Raw genomic sequence first — 18,498 nt, 5'->3', positions numbered from 1 at the left:
CCAGCGCGGGCCCCGCCAGCGCTGACAGGCAACAGCTACAGCCCCGGCTGGTCATCGACCGGCCGGGGCTGTAGCCTTTCCTGCGGCCTTGGCTCCGGCCAAGGCGTTAGAGTTGTATAGCACGTCAATCACCCTAAGGAGGGGCCGTTGGGACTTTTGGAGACAATCCGGAATCCGCAGGACCTGAGTAAGCTCACCAGCCAGCAGTTGGAGCAGCTTGCAGGCGAGATCAGGACTTTCCTCATCACCAACGTCGCCCAAACAGGTGGTCACCTCGGACCGAACCTCGGCGTGGTGGAACTCACCATGGCCATCCACAAAGTCTTCGATTCCCCGCGCGACAGTATCGTTTTCGACACCGGCCACCAGTCCTACGTCCACAAATTGCTGACCGGCAGGCAGGATTTCAGCACCCTCCGGCAGCAGGGCGGCATGTCCGGATACCCCGATCGTGCCGAGTCCGAGCACGACATCGTGGAAAGCTCCCACGCGTCCTCGTCCTTGTCCTGGGCGGACGGCATCTCCCGGGCCCGCCAGCTGACCGGCGAGGGCGATCGCTGCGTTGTCGCCGTCGTCGGTGACGGCGCCCTGACGGGCGGCATGGCGTGGGAGGCGATCAACAACATTGCTGCGGACAAGCGACGCCGCGTGGTGATCGTCGTCAACGACAACGGACGCTCCTATGCGCCGACCGTCGGCGGCGTGGCAGACTACCTCGCTTCACTACGCCCCACGATCGACTCCCTCCGGGCAGCCCCCACCTACGAAGTGGTGCTGGACTGGTGGAAGAAGAAACTTCAGAGCGGCGGACCGATCGGCCAGTTCACTTATAAGAGCCTGCATGCCATGAAGAAGGGCATCAAGGACTGGTGGGCTCCGCAAGGCATGTTCGAAGACCTCGGCATGAAGTACATCGGCCCGGTTGACGGCCACAACATGCGGGCCCTTGAACACGCGCTCACGACTGCCCGGAATTACGGTGGCCCGGTGATCGTCCATGCGATGACCGAAAAGGGGCACGGTTACGCACCTGCCCTCGCCAATGAGGCGGACCAGTTCCACGCCGTCGGGATCATCGATCCCGAAACCGGCGAACCCACCGAAGCCGGCGGGGCACGCTCGTGGACATCCGTGTTCGCCGAGGAAATCGCGGACATCGCCGACGAGCGCGCAGACATCGTCGGCATCACCGGGGCCATGCTGATTCCCGTCGGACTGCACAAGTTCGCGGAACGCCACCCGGAAAGGGTGATCGACGTCGGCATCGCAGAACAGCACGCCCTCACGTCGGCCGCAGGCATGGCCTTTGGCGGACTGCACCCCGTCGTCGCCGTTTATGCGACCTTCCTGAACCGTGCCTTCGACCAGCTCCTCATGGACGTCGCCCTGCACAAAGCGGGGGTGACGGTCGTGTTGGACCGCGCCGGCGTGACAGGCCCGGACGGGGCCAGCCACCACGGCATGTGGGACATGGCGATGGTCCAGATCGTTCCAGGGCTGCATCTCGCGGCTCCCAGGGATGCCAGCCGCCTGCGCGAAGAACTCCGCGAAGCGGTAGCGATCGACGACGCACCCAGCGTGGTGCGTTTCTCCAAGGGCAGTGTGGGAAGCGAGATCGAGGCGATCGAACGGCTTTCCGACGGCGTCGACGTGCTGGCGCGCCGCCCCGAAGGTTCCACGGAGAACGACGTCCTGATTGTCAGCGTCGGCGCGATGTCCGAACTTGCCCTCGACGTCGCGTCCCGGCTCGGATCCCAAGGCATCAGTTCCACCGTGGTGGATCCGCGGTGGGTCCTGCCCGTGCGCAAGTCCATCATTGCCCTCGCGGCGCGGCACCGTTTGGTGATCTGCATCGAAGACGGCGTCCGCGCGGGCGGCGTCGGATCCAGGATCCGGCAGGAGATGCGCGCCGCTGGCGTGGACACGGCCCTCAACGAAGTGGGGCTTCCGGTCGAGTTCCTCGACCATGGAACCAGGAGCCAGGTTCTCGAGCGGGTGGGGCTCACCGCCCAACAGATAACGCACGACGTCGTCGCGCAGGTTCTGGGGACAAAGGTGCCTTTCGCGCGGCCCCTGCCGGGACAAGAACATCCCACGACGGGCAGCCTCCCCACGCTGTAAGTGGCTGTTCCGGGCGGTATTCAACAATCAAGCACCTCTTCGGCGGTGCAGGTCCACACGGCACCTGCCCGGAGTGGTCTAGTAAGGACAAGCATGAGCGGCATCATCCGCACGTATAAGCGCGACGACGAAGCGGTCCTGCATTTCCGGGAGGCTTGGTATGACGACGAATTCAAGCAGTTCGTCATCAACCACGGGGTCGTAGGACACCAGAGCAGCACTGACGAAACGGACGTCGAGGACGAATCCGCCGTCGAAGGACTCATGACGGCTTTTGCCGCGCAATGCGAAGAAGACGGCTATGCGGAGATTCCCGAGACCGAGCAGTTCTGGGTGGTCGCGCAGATTGCGCTGAAGACGAAGGACGGCACCGACCGCGACCGCTACCTCGAACGCAAGGCCAAGGCCGCGTTGACGAGCGAACTGGCCTGGCGAGGCCTGGGTACCGTGGACCGTTCCGATATCAGCGACTCGAAGCTGAACATTTTCTGCCTGTGCCCGGACGTCAACAAAGCCGTCAACGCCATCAAGGTGTGCATCCGGGGAGAAGACCTGGACTTCACGAAGCTGAGCATCGCGGCAGCACCCCATGCCGAACCCACCGCATTCAAAGTAAAGCACTCGCCGAAAACCGGTGCGGGCTTTACCCTCTAAGGACTACTTCACCGCTTCGAAGGGACAAACATGGCGCCCAAGAGCAACTGGCCCGGACACACTCCGCTGCCCAAGGGCTTGTCCGCTCCGGCGCGGAGGGCACTCGCCCACGAGGGTCTGGAAACCCTTGAACAACTCGCCGAGTTCGGTGAGGGGCGGGTGGCGGCCCTGCACGGCATGGGCCCCAAGGTCATGGCCCAGTTGCACGACGCGATGGAAGAGGCAGGAATCGCCTTCGGATCCTGAGCGGCGGACCGGCCCCTCGCGGGCGTTGTAGGGTGAAACCATGACTGAATATCGCCGTCTTGGAAATTCCGGATTAACCGTCTCAGTAGTCGGTTTGGGGTGCAACAATCTCGGCCGGGCCAATACCGCCACGGAATCGCAGGAGGGTACCAACGCGGTTGTGCATGCCGCCTTGGACGCCGGTGTGACCCTTTTCGATGTTGCAGACGTCTATGGCCGGGAGCCCGGCCTCAGCGAGACCATGCTGGGCGGCGCCCTGAAGGGTCGCCGGGACGACGCGATCGTGGCCACGAAATTCGGCATGGACATGCATGGCGCCAACGGCAACGATTTCGGCGCGCGGGGATCGCGCCGCTACATCGTCCAGGCCGCGGAGGCGTCGCTGCGCCGCCTCGGCACCGACTGGATTGATCTCTACCAGTACCACACCCCGGACCTCCTCACCCCGGTTGACGAGACCCTCGCAGCCCTCGACGACCTCGTGACAAGCGGCAAGGTCCGGTACATCGGCCACTCCAACCGTGCGGGCTGGCAGATCGCGGAAGCCGAGTACGTCGCCCGGATGCAGGGCGGTGCGCGGTTCATTTCGACGCAGAACCACTACAACCTGCTGGACCGCCGCGCGGAACTCGAAGTGCTGCCGGCCGCCCAGGCCTTCGGACTCGGCGTCCTGCCCTATTTCCCCTTGGCAAACGGCCTCCTGACGGGCAAGTACGCCCCTGGCAACGCCCCGGAAGGATCCCGCCTCAGCCACACGCGGACCAACATGGTCGACGACGCCGACTGGGTCCAGCTGGGCAGGTTCAGCCAGTTCGCCAAGGAGCGGGACCTGAACGAACTGCAGCTGGCCTTCTCCTGGCTGGCCGCCCAACCCGCGGTCAGCAGCGTTATTGCAGGAGCCACCCGCCCGGCGCAAATCGCCGAAAACGCGAAGGCGGTGCGCTGGGTACCCACGGCTGAGGAACGCGCCGAACTGGATGACATCTTCCCGCGTACCCCCAAGGTTGCCCTCTTCTAAGGAGCGTTCCATGAGCGGGGAGCAGGCGACAGCTGGAGGCCGACGCGAGCCCGTGAGCTTGCTGGTGGACTGCGACACGGGAATCGACGACGCCCTCGCCCTGGCCTATCTGTGCAGCCAGCCGCAGGTGGAGCTCGTTGCCGTGAGCAGCACCCCGGGCAACGTCGCGGCGGAGCAAGTGGCACTCAACAACCTGTCCCTGCTCGAGCTGTGCGGCCGCCCCGACGTGCCCGTTGCCATTGGCGCCCGGGCGCCGCTGCGGATCCCGCTGACCACCACGCCGGAAACCCACGGGCCCCAAGGCGTCGGCTACGCCGAGTTGCCGGCACCGCGCGGAAAAGTAAACGACGTCGACGCCGTCGAACTCTGGGTCGAAGCGGCCCGGTCACGGCCGGGGGAGCTGACCGCCCTGCTGACGGCGCCCCTCACCAACTTCGCCCTCGCCCTGCGGGCCGAGCCGCGGCTGCCCGACCTGCTGCGCGGCGTCGTGATCATGGGTGGCAGCTACTACTACCAGGGCAACACGACGCCCACCGCCGAGTGGAACACCCACGTTGATCCGCACGCAGCCGCGGAGGTGTTCGAGGCCTACTCCGGGATTCCCGAGGAGCGGCTGCCGGTGGTGTGCGCCCTGGAGACTACGGAACGGATCGAACTGACGCCCGAACACGTAGCCGCCTTGGCTTCCGAGGCAGGCTGCACGGAGCCGGAACTTGTCCTTCCGGAGCAGCCGGAAGGGCGGCGCAGCACCGCGTCCAACGAACTCGTGCGGCACGTCAGCGATATGCTGCGCTTCTACTTCGAATTCCACCGCCACTACGGCCAAGGCTACGTGGCGCACATCCACGACTACTTCGCCGCATCAGCCGCCGCCGGAACCGCCAGGTACAGCACCCGCGCGGCGACAGTGCACGTCGAGACAGCAGCCCCCAGGCTCTTCGGAACCACTGTGGCGGACTTCCGCGGACTGTGGGGCGAGCCGCCCAACGCGCGCATCGTCTCGGAAAACCACCCGAGCGAAGCCTTCACCGAACTCGTGAGCTCATTGGGCGCGCTCGCCCGGAGGCTGTGAGAGACGGCCGGATGGGAGCGTCCCTGAAACGAGGTGGAGCATGACGGATCCGTTGGCGGCACCACCGCGCTGGCGTCACCACCTCAAACGCGCTTCCAGCGCAGGACGCGACGTGATTGTCGACGCCACGCGCTGGAAACGGGTAGAGCTCAACGTGGTCCACGTCGTGACCGCGGGACTCTCACTCGGGGTCCCGATCGTCCTGGGGCTCGTCCTTGGCGACATCGGGGCGGGAATGGTTGCTGCGCTCGGCGCGTTGCTCGTCTCCGGAAGCGGCCACGTGGGCGGCCTGAAATACAGATCCCTGGAGCTGCTCAATACCTCGCTGGCCGGTGCCTGCGGGGCGGCGGCCGGCATGCTCAGCACCGTGTTTCAGCCGTGGGGCGGCATCCTCATTGTCACGCTCGCTGCCATCGCTACCATCTTTGGCGGTCTTCGGCCGAGCGCAGCCAAGGCGAGCACCCAGGCCATCGTCTTCATGATCATCGGTGCCTCCCTCGGCTCAAGTGCGGTCCCGATCGAAACCCTGCTGTGGTTCTTCGCTGCCGGAGCGCTCGGGGGAAGCCTGTTGACGCTGCTGGTGTTCGGCGTCGAATACCACCTCCTGGGTAAAACCGCCGCGGAGGTGGCCCCAGCGCGGCGTTCCTGGCACAAGGACCTCGGGGCATGGCGACGCCGGATGGGAACCCTGTCCGGTTGGCAATACACGCTGCGTTTGGCGAGTTGCATGATCGCCGCCCAGGTGGTGGCCATTCTCGTGAGAGGCCCGCACTCCCAGTGGATCCTGCTGACGGTCGTGCTCGTGGTGCAACGCGACCACCGGGCCGGTCTTGCGCGCACTGTCCAGCGAGGCCTGGGTACGGCGCTGGGTGTCCTCGTGGGCGGACTGCTCCTCGGTGCCCTTCCGATCTGGGCAACCGTCGGCATCATCTGCGTCGTCGGGGCGGCCCGGCAATACCTCAAGGCCGCCAACTACACGGCCTATGCGTTGGTCATGACCCCGCTTGTCGCGGTGCTCAGCGGCCTGGGGCACCAGCTGTCCCCTTCACTCCTCGGCGAGCGTCTGGTCGACACGACCATTGGCTGCCTCATTTCGCTGGTCATCGGCTATGCCGCCTGGCGCGGTACGCGGCAGGCGGCATAGCCGACGTCACGAGGAGCCGGGAGCTACCCGGCTACGGGCTTCGAAGCGATCCCGGGTGCCAGGAAGCGTTTGCCGTTGACCCGCTCGGAGGCGCCCACCCGGTCCAAATACGGCGTGATCCCGCCCAGGAACATCGGCCAGCCGGCTCCGAGGATCACACAGAGGTCGATGTCTTCGGGACCGGCCACCACGCCTTCGGAGAGCATGAGTCCGATTTCCTCGGCCAGGGCGTCCTGGGTGCGACGCAAGACTTCCTCGGCCGTGGACGCGGTGCTGCCGAAGGACATGAGGGCCAACGTCTCCGCCGGGATCGCCGGCTTTCCGTCAGGACCCTGGACCCAGAGCGACTTCACGCCATTGTCAACCAGCTTCTGCAGGTTCTGGGACACCGCAAAACGTTCGCCGAAGGCAGCGTGCAGCGATTCCTGGACGTGCTGGGCGACCGGAAGGCCCACCATCGCGCTGAGGGTGAACGGACTCATTGGCAGGCCCATGGGTCGCAGCGCCGAATCGGCCACTTCCGCCGGCGTGCCTTCGTCGAATGCGGCAATGACTTCGCCCATGAGCCGCAGCAGGATCCGGTTGACGACGAAAGCGGCGGCGTCCTTGACCAGCACCGCTGTCTTCTTCAGGCCCTTGGCGAGCTCGAACGCGGTGGCCAGCACGGCGTCGTCGGTCTTCGGAGCACGCACGATCTCCAGGAGCGGCATGACCGCAACGGGGTTGAAGAAGTGGAAACCGACCAGGCGCTCCGGGTACTGCAGATCTTCGGCCATCGCGGTCACTGAGAGCGAGGAGGTGTTGGTCGCGAGGATGCATTCGGCGGAGACAATGGCCTCCACTTCCGCGAAGACCTGCTTCTTGACATTGAGTTCTTCGAAGACGGCTTCAATGACAAAGTCCGCATCGGCGAAAGACTCTTTGGAGACGGAGCCGCTGACCAGGGCCTTGGTCCTGTTGGCGGCGTCGGAGCTGATCCGCTTCTTGCCGAGCAGCTTGTCCACCTCCGCATGGACGTAGGCAACTCCCTTGTCCACGCGTTCCTGGTCGATGTCCGTCAGGACCACGGGTACTTTGAGCTGGCGTGCGAACAGCAACGCGAGCTGGCTCGCCATCAGGCCGGCACCGACGACGCCGATCTTCGTCACTGGACGCGCGAGCTTGCGGTCGGGTGCGCCGGCGGGACGCTTGGACCGTTTCTGCACGAGGTCGAGGAAGGCGTAGACGGTGGAACGGAACTCGTCCGTCTGCATCAAGTCGGCGAGCGTCTCGCATTCCAGGGCCGCGGATTCCGCCTTGCCCATGGTCCTGTTGGCTTCGAGGATGTCCAGCACCTTGGCTGGAGCCGGTGATGCGTTTGAGGTCTTGGCCTCCACGAAGGCCCGGCCCGCAGCCACGGCGCCGGCCCAGCGTTCGGCAACGGCGGGATCCTCCGGGTCCACGGAGTTGCTCCGCCCCGGGACGGCTTCACCCGCGATCACTTTCGCGGCCCAGGCGATGGACTGCTCCACGAAATCCGCGGGTTCGAAGATGGCGTCGGCAATGCCCAGCTGGAAAGCCTGGGGGCCGGTGAGGGTGCGGTTGTTGCTCAGCGGGTTCTCGATCATGACCTTGACGGCGTTTTCCGGGCCGATGAGCCGCGGCAGGATGTAAACGCCGCCCCAACCGGGGACAAGCCCGATGAACGCTTCGGGCAAAGCGAGGGCGCCCGCGCCCGTCGAGACCGTGCGGTAGGTGGACTGGAGGGCGATTTCGAGGCCGCCACCGAGCGCGAGGCCGTTGATGAAGGCGAAGCTGGGAACACCCAGATCGGCGAGCGTCGCGTAGACGTCGTGGCCCAGCTGGGCCATCCACAGGCCGTGTTCGCGCTCTTCGAGCTGCTTGACCGCCGAAAGGTCCGCTCCGGCCACCAGGAAGTACGGCTTGCCCGTGACGCCGACGCCGACGATCTCGCCGCGTGCAGCCCGGTCCTTGAGTCCTTCAAGGACCGTCCCGAGCTCGACGAGGGTGTTGGGTCCGAGGGTGGTGGGCTTGGTGTGGTCCAGGCCGTTGTCCAGGGTGATCAGGGCGAACGTTCCTGCGTTGCCGGGGAGTTCGATGTCCTGGACGTAGGAGTGGGTCACTGTCTCATCCGGGAACAGTCCGGCCAGTTTCTGGAATTCTGCGGCGCTCATGCTGCGGCTCCCTTGCTCTCGGTGTCGACGGCGCTCCGGGTCTCGCTGTGGTCGATGGTGTGGCTGTTGTAGCTCGGGTGGTGAGGGTTCTCCCAGATTACTGTGGCGCCCATTCCCAGGCCGATGCACATGGTGGTGATGCCGTACCGGACGGACGGGTCTTCCTCGAACTGGCGGGCAAGTTGGTTCATGAGCCGCACTCCGGAGGACGCGAGGGGATGCCCGACGGCGATCGCCCCGCCATAGCGGTTGACGCGCGGGTCGTCGTCGGCGATTCCGAAGTGGTCCAGGAAGCTCAGGACCTGAACGGCGAAGGCCTCGTTGATCTCGAAGAGGCCGATGTCTTCGATCCCGAGTCCGGCATTCTTGAGGGCCTTCTCGGTGGCCGGGACCGGTCCGATGCCCATGACTTCGGGTTCGACGCCGGCGAAGGCATAGGAGACCAGGCGCATCTTCACGGACAGGCCAAGCTCCTCAGCGGCCTCTGCGGAGGCCAGGACTGCCGCCGTCGCGCCGTCGTTCAAGCCGGCGGCGTTGCCTGCGGTGACCCGGCCGTGGGCCCTGAACGGGGTGCGCAGCTCCGAGAGGTCGTCCACCGTGGTGCCGGGGCGCGGCGGCTCGTCGACAGTGTTCACTGTCCACCCCTGTCCGGGCTTCATCGTGGCGACCGGGACCAAATCGGGCTGGATCCGGCCCTTGCCGTAAGCCGTGGCAAGCTTTGCCTGCGACGCCGCTGCGTACGTGTCCGTCCGCTCTTTGGTGATCGACGGGAAACGGTCGTGCAGGTTCTCGGCGGTGTTGCCCATGTTCAGGGCGGCCGGGTCCACGATCCGCTCGGACATGAACCTGGGGTTGGGATCCGCGCCGGCGCCCATCGGGTGGTTGCCCATGTGCTCCACACCGCCCGCAATCACGACGTCGTACGCGCCGAAACCGATGCCGCTCGCCGTCGTCGTGACCGCGGTCATTGCACCTGCGCACATGCGGTCGATGGCAAAGCCGGGCACGCTGCGAGGAAGGCCCGCCAGGAGGGCGGCGGTGCGGCCGATGGTCAAGCCCTGGTCGCCGGTCTGCGTCGTGGCGGCGATGGCCACTTCGTCGACGCGCTCGGCGGGCAGGCTCGGGTTGCGGCGCATCAGTTCGCGGATGCACTTGACCACGAGGTCGTCGGCACGGGTGCCCGCATAGATTCCCTTGTCGCCGGCCTTGCCGAACGGCGTCCGGACACCGTCCACGAAGACGACGTCGCGGACTGTACGCGGCGTGGCGCTGTTTCCGGTTTGGCTCATTGTGGCTCCTCGTTGAGACATGGATGCCGGACACCCCGCAGAGGGGAAGCCGGTCTCATTCACGGCCATGTTACTCGTCAGTAACTTAGCGCGCAAGGAGATCCTCGCTCACATATGGGGGCTTTCCGCCGGACGCCCGCTCACGTATGAAGGGTTTCCGACGGACCCTCGCTCACATCACTCATGAATGGACGTGGAAACAGGCTTGTATGTGAGCGGGGGTCGCGCCGGAAGGGTTTGTTTGTGAGCGGGCGACGCCGGGGGGTGCCGGAACCTTCCGCTAAGGGGCCGGGGTTCGTTCCTTGGAAGCCGGGTTCCGCGGCTCTTTGGGTTCCTTGGGCGGCAACGGTTGCGGATTCAGTGACGCCTCGGTGAGGATCGGCGCCGTGATGGCGATTTGCCACTCGCGGGCGCCGAGGGCGCGCAGCTCTTCCGACACGGACTCCACGGTGATGTCCGACGGAGGCCGCCACAGCACGCGCCTCATGTAATCCGGGGTGAGCAGGTTCTCCACGGGGAGCTTGAGCCCATCGGCCGCTTCCTGAAGCCGGGGCCGTGCAGTGCCCAGGCGCGCCGCGGCGTCGGGATCGCGGTCTGTCCAGACACGCGGCGGTGGGGGAGCGTTGGTTGGAAGGTGCAGCGGCGGAAGGTCCTCGGTGTTCCGTGCGCCGGCGATGCAGCGCAGCCAGCGTGGTGCTTCGCGCTGTGCGGCCCGCCCGTGGAAGCCTTTGGTGGCCAGGAGTTGCGGAACGGTTGCCGGCATGGCCTTGGCCGCGGCGACCAGGGCGGAATCGGGAATGAGGCGGCTGGGTGCAACATCCCGTTTGCGCGCGAGCTGATCCCGTTCGTACCAAAGCTCACGCACGGCAGCCAATTGACGGCGGTCGCGGATCTGGTGCAACCCGGAAGTCTTGCGCCACGGGTCCACCCGCGGCACCGGAAGGCCTGCTCCAAGGATGCCCGCGAATTCCTGTTCGGCGAATTCGAGCTTGCCGTCTGTTTCCAGGAGTTCGATGAGTTCTTCACGCAGTTCGGCGAGCACCTCGACGTCGAGGGCCGCGTACCGCAGCCACGGTTCGGGGAGGGGCCGGGTGGACCAGTCGGCGGCCGAGTGCTCCTTCGCGAGGCCGAAGCCGAGGAGCTGCTCGATGACGGCTGCGAGGCCTACGCGGGGCAGCCCGGCGAGGCGTGCGGCGAGTTCCGTGTCGAAGAGCTTGTCGGGCCACATGCCAAGCTCGGCCAGGCACGGAAGATCCTGCGTGGCGGCGTGCAGGATCCACTCGACGCCGCGCAGCGCCTCGTTGATGATTTTCAAGTCATCGAAGGGTTCGGGGTCGATCAGCCAGGTTCCTGCGCCGTCGCGCCTGATCTGCACCAGGAAGGCGCGCTGCCCGTATCGGAAGCCGGAGGCCCGCTCGGCGTCGACCCCGGCGGGGCCCGATCCTGCGGCGATGGCGGCCGCGCACCGCTCCAGGCCGGCGAGCGTGTCGATGACAAGGGGCACGCCCTCGCGCGGGGCATCCAGATCGATGATCTCGGGTATCCGACCTTCAAAGCCGTCTACCGTGATGTGTGGTGTGGGATCAGCAGCCGGAGCGCCGGCCGTGGTGGGTTCCAGGTTTTCAGGGGTCATGGTGCCTTCAGTTTACCGACTCTGTGCCTGGCCGGTACGGCCGGAGCTTCCAGCGGACCGTCACAGGCTTCATGTGAGCCTCCGGTTCGGCAGGGGCGTGACGCCGGGAGGCAGGGGAGGAAGCCCTGCGAACGTGCAGACCATGTCACACCAGGCCTCCAGATGGGCCTGGACATCGGAAGACGCAGGTGTCCATGAGGCACGGAGTTCGATGTCGATGGTTTCCGGTCTTTCGGCCAAAGTGCCGAAACTCTCGGACAAGATGCGCGTGGCCGTTCCGCCCGCGGCCCGGTACCGGGCTGAGTGGTTCTCCAGGGCGTCCACGAGCCACGTCCAGGCCACGGAACCGAGCATGGCATCGTTGCCCATGTCGGCTTCGAGCTGGGCCCGGATATAGGTGACGATCCTGAATTCCCCGTCCCACACAGCCGAGCCGTCGGGATCGTGGAGCAGGATGAACCTGCCTGTTGCGAGCTCATCGTCGTCGTCATCGGCCGCGCCGGGGGATCCCGCGTTGTTCTCACGGGAAAATGCCATGGCCGCGGGGCCATGGACAGGAGTCTGGCCGGGACGCGCCGACCGGCTGAAGACCTCGGCGCCCAAGGCCACGGCAAAGGGCGCCAGGCGGGACGGCGCCGGGATTTCCGCGAGGCGCAGCTCGCTCCGGCACTTTGCTTTTCGTAGCGTTCCCAACGCATGCAAGAAATCCGCGGGAACCTGTGCGAGTGCGTTCACCTTCGCAGATTATGTGTCAGGGGCGGCGAAACCTTGAAGCCACGCCGCCCCGTCCCATGCCCTATGCGGACGCCAGTTCGCGCTTGATTGCGGCAACGAAGGAATCGATGTCCTCTTCCGTGGTGTCGAAGGAGCACATCCAGCGCACCTCGCGGTTCGCTTCGTTCCAGTCGTAGAACTTGAAGGAGGATCGGAGGCGATCAGCGACGCCGGCGGGCAGGACCGCGAAGACGCCGTTGGACTCTGTGGCCTGGGTCGGCTCCACACCCTCGATGGAGTCGACGGCTGTACGCAACCGCGAGGCCATGGCATTGGCGTGTTCCGCAGAGCGAAGCCACAGCCCGGACTCAAGAAGCGCGATGAACTGGACCGAAATGAAGCGCATCTTGGAGGCAAGCTGCATGTTCATCTTGCGCAGGAACTTCAGTCCGTGGGCGGCCTCCGGATTCAGGGCAACGACAACCTCGCCGAACAGCAGCCCGTTCTTGGTACCGCCGAAGGACAAAATGTCCACTCCGGCGTCGCGGGTGAAGGCCCGCAACGGCAACCCAAGGTGTGCGGCGGCATTGGCGAGCCGGGCGCCGTCCATGTGCAGTTTCATGCCCTTGGCATGGATGTGGTCGGCGATCGCCCGGATCTCTTCCGGCGTGTAGCACGTGCCGAGCTCCGTGGTCTGCGTGATGGAGACCGCCAGGGGCTGCGCACGGTGCTCGTCGCCCCAGCCCCAGGCTTCGCGGTCGATCAACCCGGGGGTCAGCTTGCCATCCACAGTGGGGACCTGGAGCAGCTTGATGCCGCCGATCCGCTCCGGCGCGCCGTTCTCGTCCATATTGATGTGGGCGGTCGAAGCGCAGATGACGGCACCCCAGCGCGGCAACAGTGATTGCAGGGACAACACGTTCGCGCCGGTCCCGTTGAAGACGGGGAAGCATTCGATGCCCTCGCCGAAGTGTTGCTCCATGACTTCCTGGAGCCGTTCCGTGTATTGGTCCTCCCCGTAAGAGACCTGGTGGCCGCCATTGGCTGCGGCGAGGGCCGCCAGGATTTCGGGGTGGACTCCTGAGTAGTTGTCCGAGGCGAATCCGCGGATGGAGGGATCGTGGAGGCGCCCGCCGGCTTCCGTATCGAAGGCAGCCGGGAATTCTTCTGTAGTGCTCGTCACTTGTTCGTTCACGCTTTCAGTCTATTTGGCCAGGAGGAGGCGCTGTCCGTTCAGTTCCGCTGCCGGCTTGTCGAAGAGCCCGACGGCGGCCGCCGCCAAGTCGTCGACGTCCGTGTATCCGGGGAATTTCCGTTCCGGGTGTTCCCGCCGCATCGCCGCGTCCAGGAGCGACTTGACCACGAAGACGACGGCCGCACTGTGCTGGTCCGTAGGTTCGTCCTTATTGCCTGATTGATCGCGGCGGAACCCGTCGGCCAGGGCCAGGGTCCAGGTCTCCGCCGCAGCCTTGGCGGCGGCGTAGGTGGCGGCTCCCGCGGCGGGTGCGGCGACCGCCGTCGAACTCACCATGGCGAAACGACCCGTGGGGGAGGACGCGAGAGCCTTGTAGAAAACCCTGGAGACGTTCCTCAGGGTGGTGATGGCGCTTTGCTCAAGCGCGGCCCAGTCTTCGTCCGGCTGGTCTTCGATTCCCTTGGCGCCGCGCCACCCACCGACCAGGTGGACGACGCCGTCGACCCTTTCCGTGCTCTGGTGGATCTCCGCGGCGAGTTCGCGCACAGACTCCAGCCGGGAAAGATCGCACACGAGGGGAGTGACGTCGTTGCCCGCCTCGGTCGCGGCGGCCTTGATGCGGGCCTCGTTGGAGCCGATCGTGAAGACCCGGTGCCCGGCCTGGGCGAAGGCGCGGGCCACGGCGATGCCGGAGGAGTTACTGCCGCCCGTGACGACGACAGTCAGCGGTTCGCCCGTCATGAGGCTGCGGTCTGCCCGGTGATACCGGTGGTTGATTCGATGATCGGACGCATTTTCTTCTCCAGTGCTTCGTAGAACATGGACAGGGGGAATTCGTCGTCGAGGACCTGGTCGGTGAGGCCGCGGGGCGGCCCGTCGAGCGGCAGTGCCTCTGGGCCCTTCGCCCAGACCGAAGCCGGGTGGGGAGTGACCGTACCGGAAATGAGCTTATACGCTGCGAGCCAGTGGGCGGCCTTGGGGCGGTCGATGGAGCGCCAGTACAGTTCTTCGATCCGGGCGCCGAGTTCGACGACGACGTCGGCCGCCTCGTCCCAGTCGATGCTGAGCTTGCTGTCGGTCCAGTGCAGGACGTGGTGCTGGTGCATCCAGGCGAAGAGGAGCTGGCCGCCCAGGCCGTCGTAATTGCGGACCCGGTTGCCGGTGATGGCGAACCGGAAGATGCGGTCGAAGATGACCGCGTACTGCACGAGCTTCGCGTGGCGCCGGGCGTCGGGGGAAGCGTCCTCGTCCTTTTCGATCCGGACGGATTCTCGGAAGGCTGTCAGGTCGCAGCGGAGCTCTTCGAGCGAGTAGAGAAAGAACGGCATCCGCTGCTTGATCATGAACGGATCGAAGGGAAGGTCGCCGCGCATGTGGGTGCGGTCGTGGATCAGGTCCCACATGACGAACGTCCGCTGCGTGAGTTCCTGGTCATCCAGGAGCTCGGCGGCATCCGCCGGCAGCTCAAGGGAGGTGGTTGCGGCGGCCGCTTTGAGGACACGGCGGAAGCGTGCGGCCTCGCGGTCGGCGAAGATGGCGCCCCACGTGAAGGCGGGCGTTTCGCGCACTGCGACGGTCTCGGGAAAGAGCACGGCCGAATTGGTGTCGTAGCCGGGAGTGAAGTCCAGGAAGCGGATGGGGACGAACAGCTTGTTGGAGTAGTCTCCGGCCTCCAATGCGCCGATGAACTCGGGCCAGATCACTTCGATCAGGACGGCTTCCACGAGTCGGCTCGTGCTGCCGTTCTGGGTGTACATGGGGAATACCACGAGGTGCTGGAGCCCGTCTTCACGGTGTTCCTGCGGCTGGAACGCCAGGAGCGAGTCGAGGAAGTCCGGGACTCCGAAGCCGGCGTGGGCCCAGCGGCCGAAATCTTCCACCAGGAGGTCAAGATAGGCAGCGTCGTGCGGGAACGCAGGAGCCAGGGCCGTGATGGCCTCCATGATGGTGGCTGTGTAGGCCCGGGCAGCCTCATGGTGGAGGGAATCCTGGATTGAACCGTCCTGGCTTTGGAATGTCTGCAGCGCGGTGGCTGCGGCCTTCAGGGAGATCCAGTCCCGGTTGTCCGACGTGATGCGCGGACGGGTGGTGGTAACGGTGGTGGTCATCGTCGACGGTGCCTTTCCTCAAGAATCATTGTTCTGAGGTGAGCGTAGCAAGCAGTCAGAGTAGCTAATTCAAAAGCGGCACGAGCATAAGAAACTCTTGTGCAAGTGGTTCCGGCAGCCCCCGGAAGATCCAGCCCGGGGAGGGCTGGCCGCGGGGGACCGCCGGTAGCTTGTCGTTTGCTTCCGGAGCCGGGGTCCGGATTTACTGCCCTGCCGGGGATTCGACGAGCTTGAGCGAAACGGAGTTGATGCAATACCGCTGGTCAGTCGGCGTGCCGTAGCCCTCGCCCTCGAAAACGTGTCCCAGGTGCGAATCGCACGTGGCGCACCGGACCTCCACCCGTTCCATTCCCAAAGTGCGGTCATGGATGTACCGGACAGTGCCTTCCGCGAGCGGGGCCCAGAAGGACGGCCAGCCGCAATGGGAATCGAATTTCTCATTGCTGGTGAATAGCTCTGCGCCGCACGCCCTGCATTGGTACACGCCCGCTGTATGGGTGTCCCAGTACTCACCCGTGTAAGGGCGTTCCGTTCCGGCCCGGCGGAGGACCCTGAACTCCTCAGGGGTAAGTTCCTCGCGCCACTCCGCGTCCGTTTTCTCCACGCATTGCCCGTCCTTCGGGACGTCCTGGTGGGGAACCCCGGCCAAGGGGTCCGCTGCTTGGAAATATTTCCTGTTGTCTGCAGTGCTCATGCTCTCTCCAACGTTCACGAGTCGCCGATAAATCCCGAGCCGGCATAGAGATGAAGCACGGGCAGCCCCAACTGGTCCTGGGCCTTGTTCGCCCAGTCCGTGTGGAAGGTATCGGCGATCGCGTGCGGGCGGGTGACCACGACGGCCTGTGCCGCGTTGAGTGCCTTGACCTTGGACACCAAGCCCGCCACGGCACCGCCGTCGACGATTTCACCCGTGACGCCGCCACCCAGCCCATCCAAGGCGACGAGGGAAGCCGACAAGGTCTCCGCAGCCTGTGCCCGCTCCGACTGGGGATCCGGTGCCTCCGCGACCAGGTCCCGGAATGCCTTGGCTACGTCAAGCAGCGAGAGGTTCTCGAGGAAGTCGACCAACAAGTGCCGTTCCGTGTTCGACGGCACCAACACCACCAGGGGCGAGTCTCCGCCGTCGATCAGCTTGGCAATATTGACGCGGTCGTCCGGGCCGAGAGGCTCTTCGGTAAGGATCACGATTGGTTCACTCATGGCTACAGCGTAGACCTGAGCTGCGCCGGGAGGCATGGTTTGGCGCGGCAATTCTGTTGTTGCTATGGCGTCGCGTCCCGGGACGAAACGCCCCAGGGGGCGCTGTTCGGAACACTGCCCCGCAACCGGGAGAATGGTCATATGGCATCCATGACCCGAGCTGCTCCGACCGTTGAGAACGGCGCGAAAATGTCCGTGCGCGCCAAATGGGCCGTTGCCGGGATCGTTGCCGGAAGCGGCATCGCCGGCTTGCTCGGCGCAGGGTCTTCCGCGCTCGCAGCCTATTTCGCCCGGCGGGTCATCACCCCTTCAACGCGGGAAGCCGACCAGGAAGTGTTGGCGGTGGTGCGCGGCGACAAAGGGCTTCAGGTCATCCTCGCAGCGACCCCGGACACCACTGTCGACGGCGTCTTCAGCCTCTACTTCGCGGGCGGGACGGGGTTCGCGCGGATCGGACGGATCGTGTCCTATTCACCCGCTGAGCGGACGGTGCAGCGCGAAGTCGAGGAAGTCTACAGCGGGGATCTGGCGACAGCCCGGCGCGCATGGTGGAGCGGTGCAGTCTATGACTCCCCGGCGGCGCTTGGCCTGGATTCGGAAGACATACAGATCGACGTCGAGGGTGGCCACGCCCCTGCGTGGCTGATTCCGTCGGGCGCGGGGGAGCCGGCGAAGGTGTGGGCGATCATGGTCCATGGCCGTGGTGCTACCCGGCTCGAAGGCTTGCGCGCCGTGCGCACCGCTCGCGAACTCGGGCTCGACAGCCTCCTGGTTTCGTACCGGAACGACGGACTGGCACCGTCGGCCCCCGACGGGCGTTACGGCCTGGGGTCCACGGAATGGCACGACATCGACGCCGCCATTGACTACGCACTCGCCCAAGGCGCCCACGAGGTGGTCCTGTTCGGTTGGTCGATGGGCGGGGCAATCTGCCTGCAGACGGCCGATCTTTCGCGCAACCGCCACGTGATCAGGGCCATGGTCCTGGACGCGCCGGTCATCAACTGGGTCAACGTCCTGGCACACCACGCACAGATCAACAGGATCCCCTACGCCGTCGGCCGCTACGGACAGCTGATGTTGGGGCACCCTTTGGGCCGGCGCCTCACCGGCCTCGCCGCGCCCGTCGACTTGAAGGCGATGGACTGGGACACCCGTGCCGTCGAACTGCGGACTCCGACGCTCGTGATCCATAGCGTGGATGACGAATACGTTCCCTACGAGCCCTCGGCCAGCCTCGCCGAAAAGAATCCGGACATGGTCACCTTTGAGCCCTTCGACGGCGCCCGCCACACGAAAGAGTGGAACGTGGATCCGCAGAAGTGGGAACGGCTGGTGAGCTCGTGGTTGGCTCCACGGCTCACGCCCCGTGGCGGGCCGGCGTCGGATTGAGAGCCTTGGCGCCCGTGCTCCCTGCGCTTGCTAGGGGCTGCCGATCGGCGCAGTCCGGGCGCCGGTCAGCCGAATAAGGTCTGCGGGATCCAGCTCAATGTCCAGGCCACGGTGTCCACCCGAGACGAGGATCGTGCCGAAGGCCAGCGCCGATCCGTCGAGCACCGTGGGCGACGCCTGGCGTTGGCCCAGCGGGGAAATTCCACCCAGGACATAGCCGGTGCGTCGCTCGGCCATCTTGGGATCGGCCATGGTGGCCTTCTTGGATCCGAGAGCCGCGGCAATTGCCTTGAGATCCAGCGTGCCACTGACCGGAACGATGCCGACCGCCAGCTTGCCTTCAATGTCCACCATCAAGGTCTTGAAGACCCGCCCGGGATTTATGCCGAGGACCTCGGCTGCCTCGAGGCCATAGCTGGGCGCCGAAGGATCATGCGCATAGGGGTGCAGCGTGAACGGAACGCCGGCCGCAGCCAGTACGGCTGTGGCCGGCGTTCCCTGTGCAGCCTGTTTCCTGGCCATTCCCGGAGTATCCCGG

At 65.6% G+C, this 18,498-nt stretch carries 17 protein-coding genes; 7 read left to right on the top strand and 10 right to left on the bottom strand.

Translation table 11 applies throughout. From position 1 onward, the window contains the following. Nucleotides 1-147: 147 nt before the first annotated feature. The 6 genes from dxs to QRN45_RS06320 all read left to right on the top strand — a co-directional run bounded on the left by dxs (nt 148) and on the right by QRN45_RS06320 (nt 6,255). Nucleotides 148-2,121, top strand: coding sequence for a 1-deoxy-D-xylulose-5-phosphate synthase (gene dxs, locus QRN45_RS06345; RefSeq protein ID WP_264637746.1), 1,974 nt, complete (start codon nt 148-150; stop codon nt 2,119-2,121). Between the two features lie 93 nt (nt 2,122-2,214). Continuing rightward, the gene (locus QRN45_RS06340) at nt 2,215-2,775 is read left to right on the top strand and encodes a hypothetical protein (RefSeq protein WP_078105496.1); all 561 of its coding nucleotides are present in this window, start codon (nt 2,215-2,217) and stop codon (nt 2,773-2,775) included. 30 nt (nt 2,776-2,805) lie between these two features. After that, the gene (locus QRN45_RS06335) at nt 2,806-3,021 is read left to right on the top strand and encodes a helix-hairpin-helix domain-containing protein (protein ID WP_028266791.1); all 216 of its coding nucleotides are present in this window, start codon (nt 2,806-2,808) and stop codon (nt 3,019-3,021) included. Between the two features lie 40 nt (nt 3,022-3,061). Next, nucleotides 3,062-4,039 (top strand): aldo/keto reductase, encoded by a 978-nt coding sequence (locus tag QRN45_RS06330; protein WP_264637747.1) that lies wholly within the window; start codon nt 3,062-3,064, stop codon nt 4,037-4,039. A 10-nt stretch (nt 4,040-4,049) separates the two neighbouring features. Then, the gene (locus QRN45_RS06325) at nt 4,050-5,111 is read left to right on the top strand and encodes a nucleoside hydrolase (protein ID WP_284762711.1); all 1,062 of its coding nucleotides are present in this window, start codon (nt 4,050-4,052) and stop codon (nt 5,109-5,111) included. A 40-nt stretch (nt 5,112-5,151) separates the two neighbouring features. Next, complete coding sequence (locus QRN45_RS06320; RefSeq protein WP_284762710.1) at nt 5,152-6,255, top strand: FUSC family protein; 1,104 nt, start codon at nt 5,152-5,154, stop codon at nt 6,253-6,255. A gap of 23 nt (nt 6,256-6,278) precedes the next feature. On the opposite strand, the gene QRN45_RS06315 is transcribed toward QRN45_RS06320, so the two are convergent. The 9 genes from QRN45_RS06315 to QRN45_RS06275 all read right to left on the bottom strand — a co-directional run bounded on the left by QRN45_RS06315 (nt 6,279) and on the right by QRN45_RS06275 (nt 16,568). Beyond that, nucleotides 6,279-8,429, bottom strand: a complete 2,151-nt coding sequence (locus tag QRN45_RS06315) for a 3-hydroxyacyl-CoA dehydrogenase NAD-binding domain-containing protein (RefSeq protein ID WP_284762709.1) — start codon at nt 8,427-8,429, stop codon at nt 6,279-6,281. Then, nucleotides 8,426-9,718 carry a thiolase family protein gene (locus QRN45_RS06310; protein ID WP_241708295.1) on the bottom strand — a complete coding sequence of 431 codons (1,293 nt, stop codon included), beginning with the start codon at nt 9,716-9,718 and terminating at the stop codon, nt 8,426-8,428. The genes QRN45_RS06315 and QRN45_RS06310 overlap by 4 nt, the downstream gene beginning before the upstream one ends. A gap of 280 nt (nt 9,719-9,998) precedes the next feature. Continuing rightward, the gene (locus QRN45_RS06305; protein WP_284762708.1) at nt 9,999-11,351 is read right to left on the bottom strand and encodes an HRDC domain-containing protein; all 1,353 of its coding nucleotides are present in this window, start codon (nt 11,349-11,351) and stop codon (nt 9,999-10,001) included. Nucleotides 11,352-11,420: 69 nt separating this feature from the next. Next, nucleotides 11,421-12,086 carry a DUF3000 domain-containing protein gene (locus QRN45_RS06300; RefSeq protein WP_284762707.1) on the bottom strand — a complete coding sequence of 222 codons (666 nt, stop codon included), beginning with the start codon at nt 12,084-12,086 and terminating at the stop codon, nt 11,421-11,423. A gap of 61 nt (nt 12,087-12,147) precedes the next feature. Beyond that, nucleotides 12,148-13,260, bottom strand: coding sequence for a threonine aldolase family protein (locus QRN45_RS06295; RefSeq protein WP_502870699.1), 1,113 nt, complete (start codon nt 13,258-13,260; stop codon nt 12,148-12,150). A gap of 9 nt (nt 13,261-13,269) precedes the next feature. Continuing rightward, nucleotides 13,270-14,001: an SDR family oxidoreductase gene (locus tag QRN45_RS06290; protein ID WP_284762706.1), complete on the bottom strand. Its 732-nt coding sequence runs from the start codon at nt 13,999-14,001 to the stop codon at nt 13,270-13,272. Beyond that, nucleotides 13,998-15,368 (bottom strand): DUF6421 family protein, encoded by a 1,371-nt coding sequence (locus QRN45_RS06285; RefSeq protein ID WP_284762705.1) that lies wholly within the window; start codon nt 15,366-15,368, stop codon nt 13,998-14,000. The genes QRN45_RS06290 and QRN45_RS06285 overlap by 4 nt, the downstream gene beginning before the upstream one ends. Before the next feature lie 202 nt (nt 15,369-15,570). Beyond that, a complete protein-coding gene (gene msrB, locus QRN45_RS06280; RefSeq protein WP_284762704.1) occupies nt 15,571-16,062 on the bottom strand; it encodes a peptide-methionine (R)-S-oxide reductase MsrB in 492 nt (163 codons plus the stop codon). Nucleotides 16,063-16,076: 14 nt separating this feature from the next. Beyond that, a complete protein-coding gene (locus QRN45_RS06275; protein ID WP_078105535.1) occupies nt 16,077-16,568 on the bottom strand; it encodes a hypothetical protein in 492 nt (163 codons plus the stop codon). A 141-nt stretch (nt 16,569-16,709) separates the two neighbouring features. Between QRN45_RS06275 and QRN45_RS06270 the strand changes: the two genes are divergently transcribed. Next, the gene (locus tag QRN45_RS06270; RefSeq protein WP_284762703.1) at nt 16,710-17,960 is read left to right on the top strand and encodes an alpha/beta hydrolase family protein; all 1,251 of its coding nucleotides are present in this window, start codon (nt 16,710-16,712) and stop codon (nt 17,958-17,960) included. Between the two features lie 30 nt (nt 17,961-17,990). On the opposite strand, the gene ybaK is transcribed toward QRN45_RS06270, so the two are convergent. Further along, nucleotides 17,991-18,482, bottom strand: coding sequence for a Cys-tRNA(Pro) deacylase (ybaK, locus tag QRN45_RS06265; protein ID WP_284762702.1), 492 nt, complete (start codon nt 18,480-18,482; stop codon nt 17,991-17,993). Nucleotides 18,483-18,498 lie beyond the last annotated feature (16 nt).

The sequence above is a fragment of the Arthrobacter sp. efr-133-R2A-63 genome (assembly GCF_030209795.1).
In the GTDB taxonomy this organism is placed as follows: Bacteria; Actinomycetota; Actinomycetes; order Actinomycetales; family Micrococcaceae; genus Arthrobacter; species Arthrobacter bambusae_A.
Note: the sequence above shows the minus strand (reverse complement) of the source record. Positions and strands in the feature narration are given on the sequence as shown.

What these genes read in the sequence shown, in the direction of transcription:
- msrB (WP_284762704.1), bottom strand. Translation starts at nt 16,062, where the DNA reads ATGAGCACTGCAGACAACAGGAAATATTTCCAAGCAGCGGACCCCTTG.
- QRN45_RS06315 (WP_284762709.1), bottom strand. Translation starts at nt 8,429, where the DNA reads ATGAGCGCCGCAGAATTCCAGAAACTGGCCGGACTGTTCCCGGATGAG.
- QRN45_RS06275 (WP_078105535.1), bottom strand. Translation starts at nt 16,568, where the DNA reads ATGAGTGAACCAATCGTGATCCTTACCGAAGAGCCTCTCGGCCCGGAC.
- QRN45_RS06340 (WP_078105496.1), top strand. Translation starts at nt 2,215, where the DNA reads ATGAGCGGCATCATCCGCACGTATAAGCGCGACGACGAAGCGGTCCTG.
- QRN45_RS06290 (WP_284762706.1), bottom strand. Translation starts at nt 14,001, where the DNA reads ATGACGGGCGAACCGCTGACTGTCGTCGTCACGGGCGGCAGTAACTCC.
- QRN45_RS06305 (WP_284762708.1), bottom strand. Translation starts at nt 11,351, where the DNA reads ATGACCCCTGAAAACCTGGAACCCACCACGGCCGGCGCTCCGGCTGCT.
- ybaK (WP_284762702.1), bottom strand. Translation starts at nt 18,482, where the DNA reads ATGGCCAGGAAACAGGCTGCACAGGGAACGCCGGCCACAGCCGTACTG.
- QRN45_RS06270 (WP_284762703.1), top strand. Translation starts at nt 16,710, where the DNA reads ATGGCATCCATGACCCGAGCTGCTCCGACCGTTGAGAACGGCGCGAAA.
- QRN45_RS06330 (WP_264637747.1), top strand. Translation starts at nt 3,062, where the DNA reads ATGACTGAATATCGCCGTCTTGGAAATTCCGGATTAACCGTCTCAGTA.
- QRN45_RS06320 (WP_284762710.1), top strand. Translation starts at nt 5,152, where the DNA reads ATGACGGATCCGTTGGCGGCACCACCGCGCTGGCGTCACCACCTCAAA.
- QRN45_RS06335 (WP_028266791.1), top strand. Translation starts at nt 2,806, where the DNA reads ATGGCGCCCAAGAGCAACTGGCCCGGACACACTCCGCTGCCCAAGGGC.
- QRN45_RS06310 (WP_241708295.1), bottom strand. Translation starts at nt 9,718, where the DNA reads ATGAGCCAAACCGGAAACAGCGCCACGCCGCGTACAGTCCGCGACGTC.
- QRN45_RS06285 (WP_284762705.1), bottom strand. Translation starts at nt 15,368, where the DNA reads ATGACCACCACCGTTACCACCACCCGTCCGCGCATCACGTCGGACAAC.
- QRN45_RS06325 (WP_284762711.1), top strand. Translation starts at nt 4,050, where the DNA reads ATGAGCGGGGAGCAGGCGACAGCTGGAGGCCGACGCGAGCCCGTGAGC.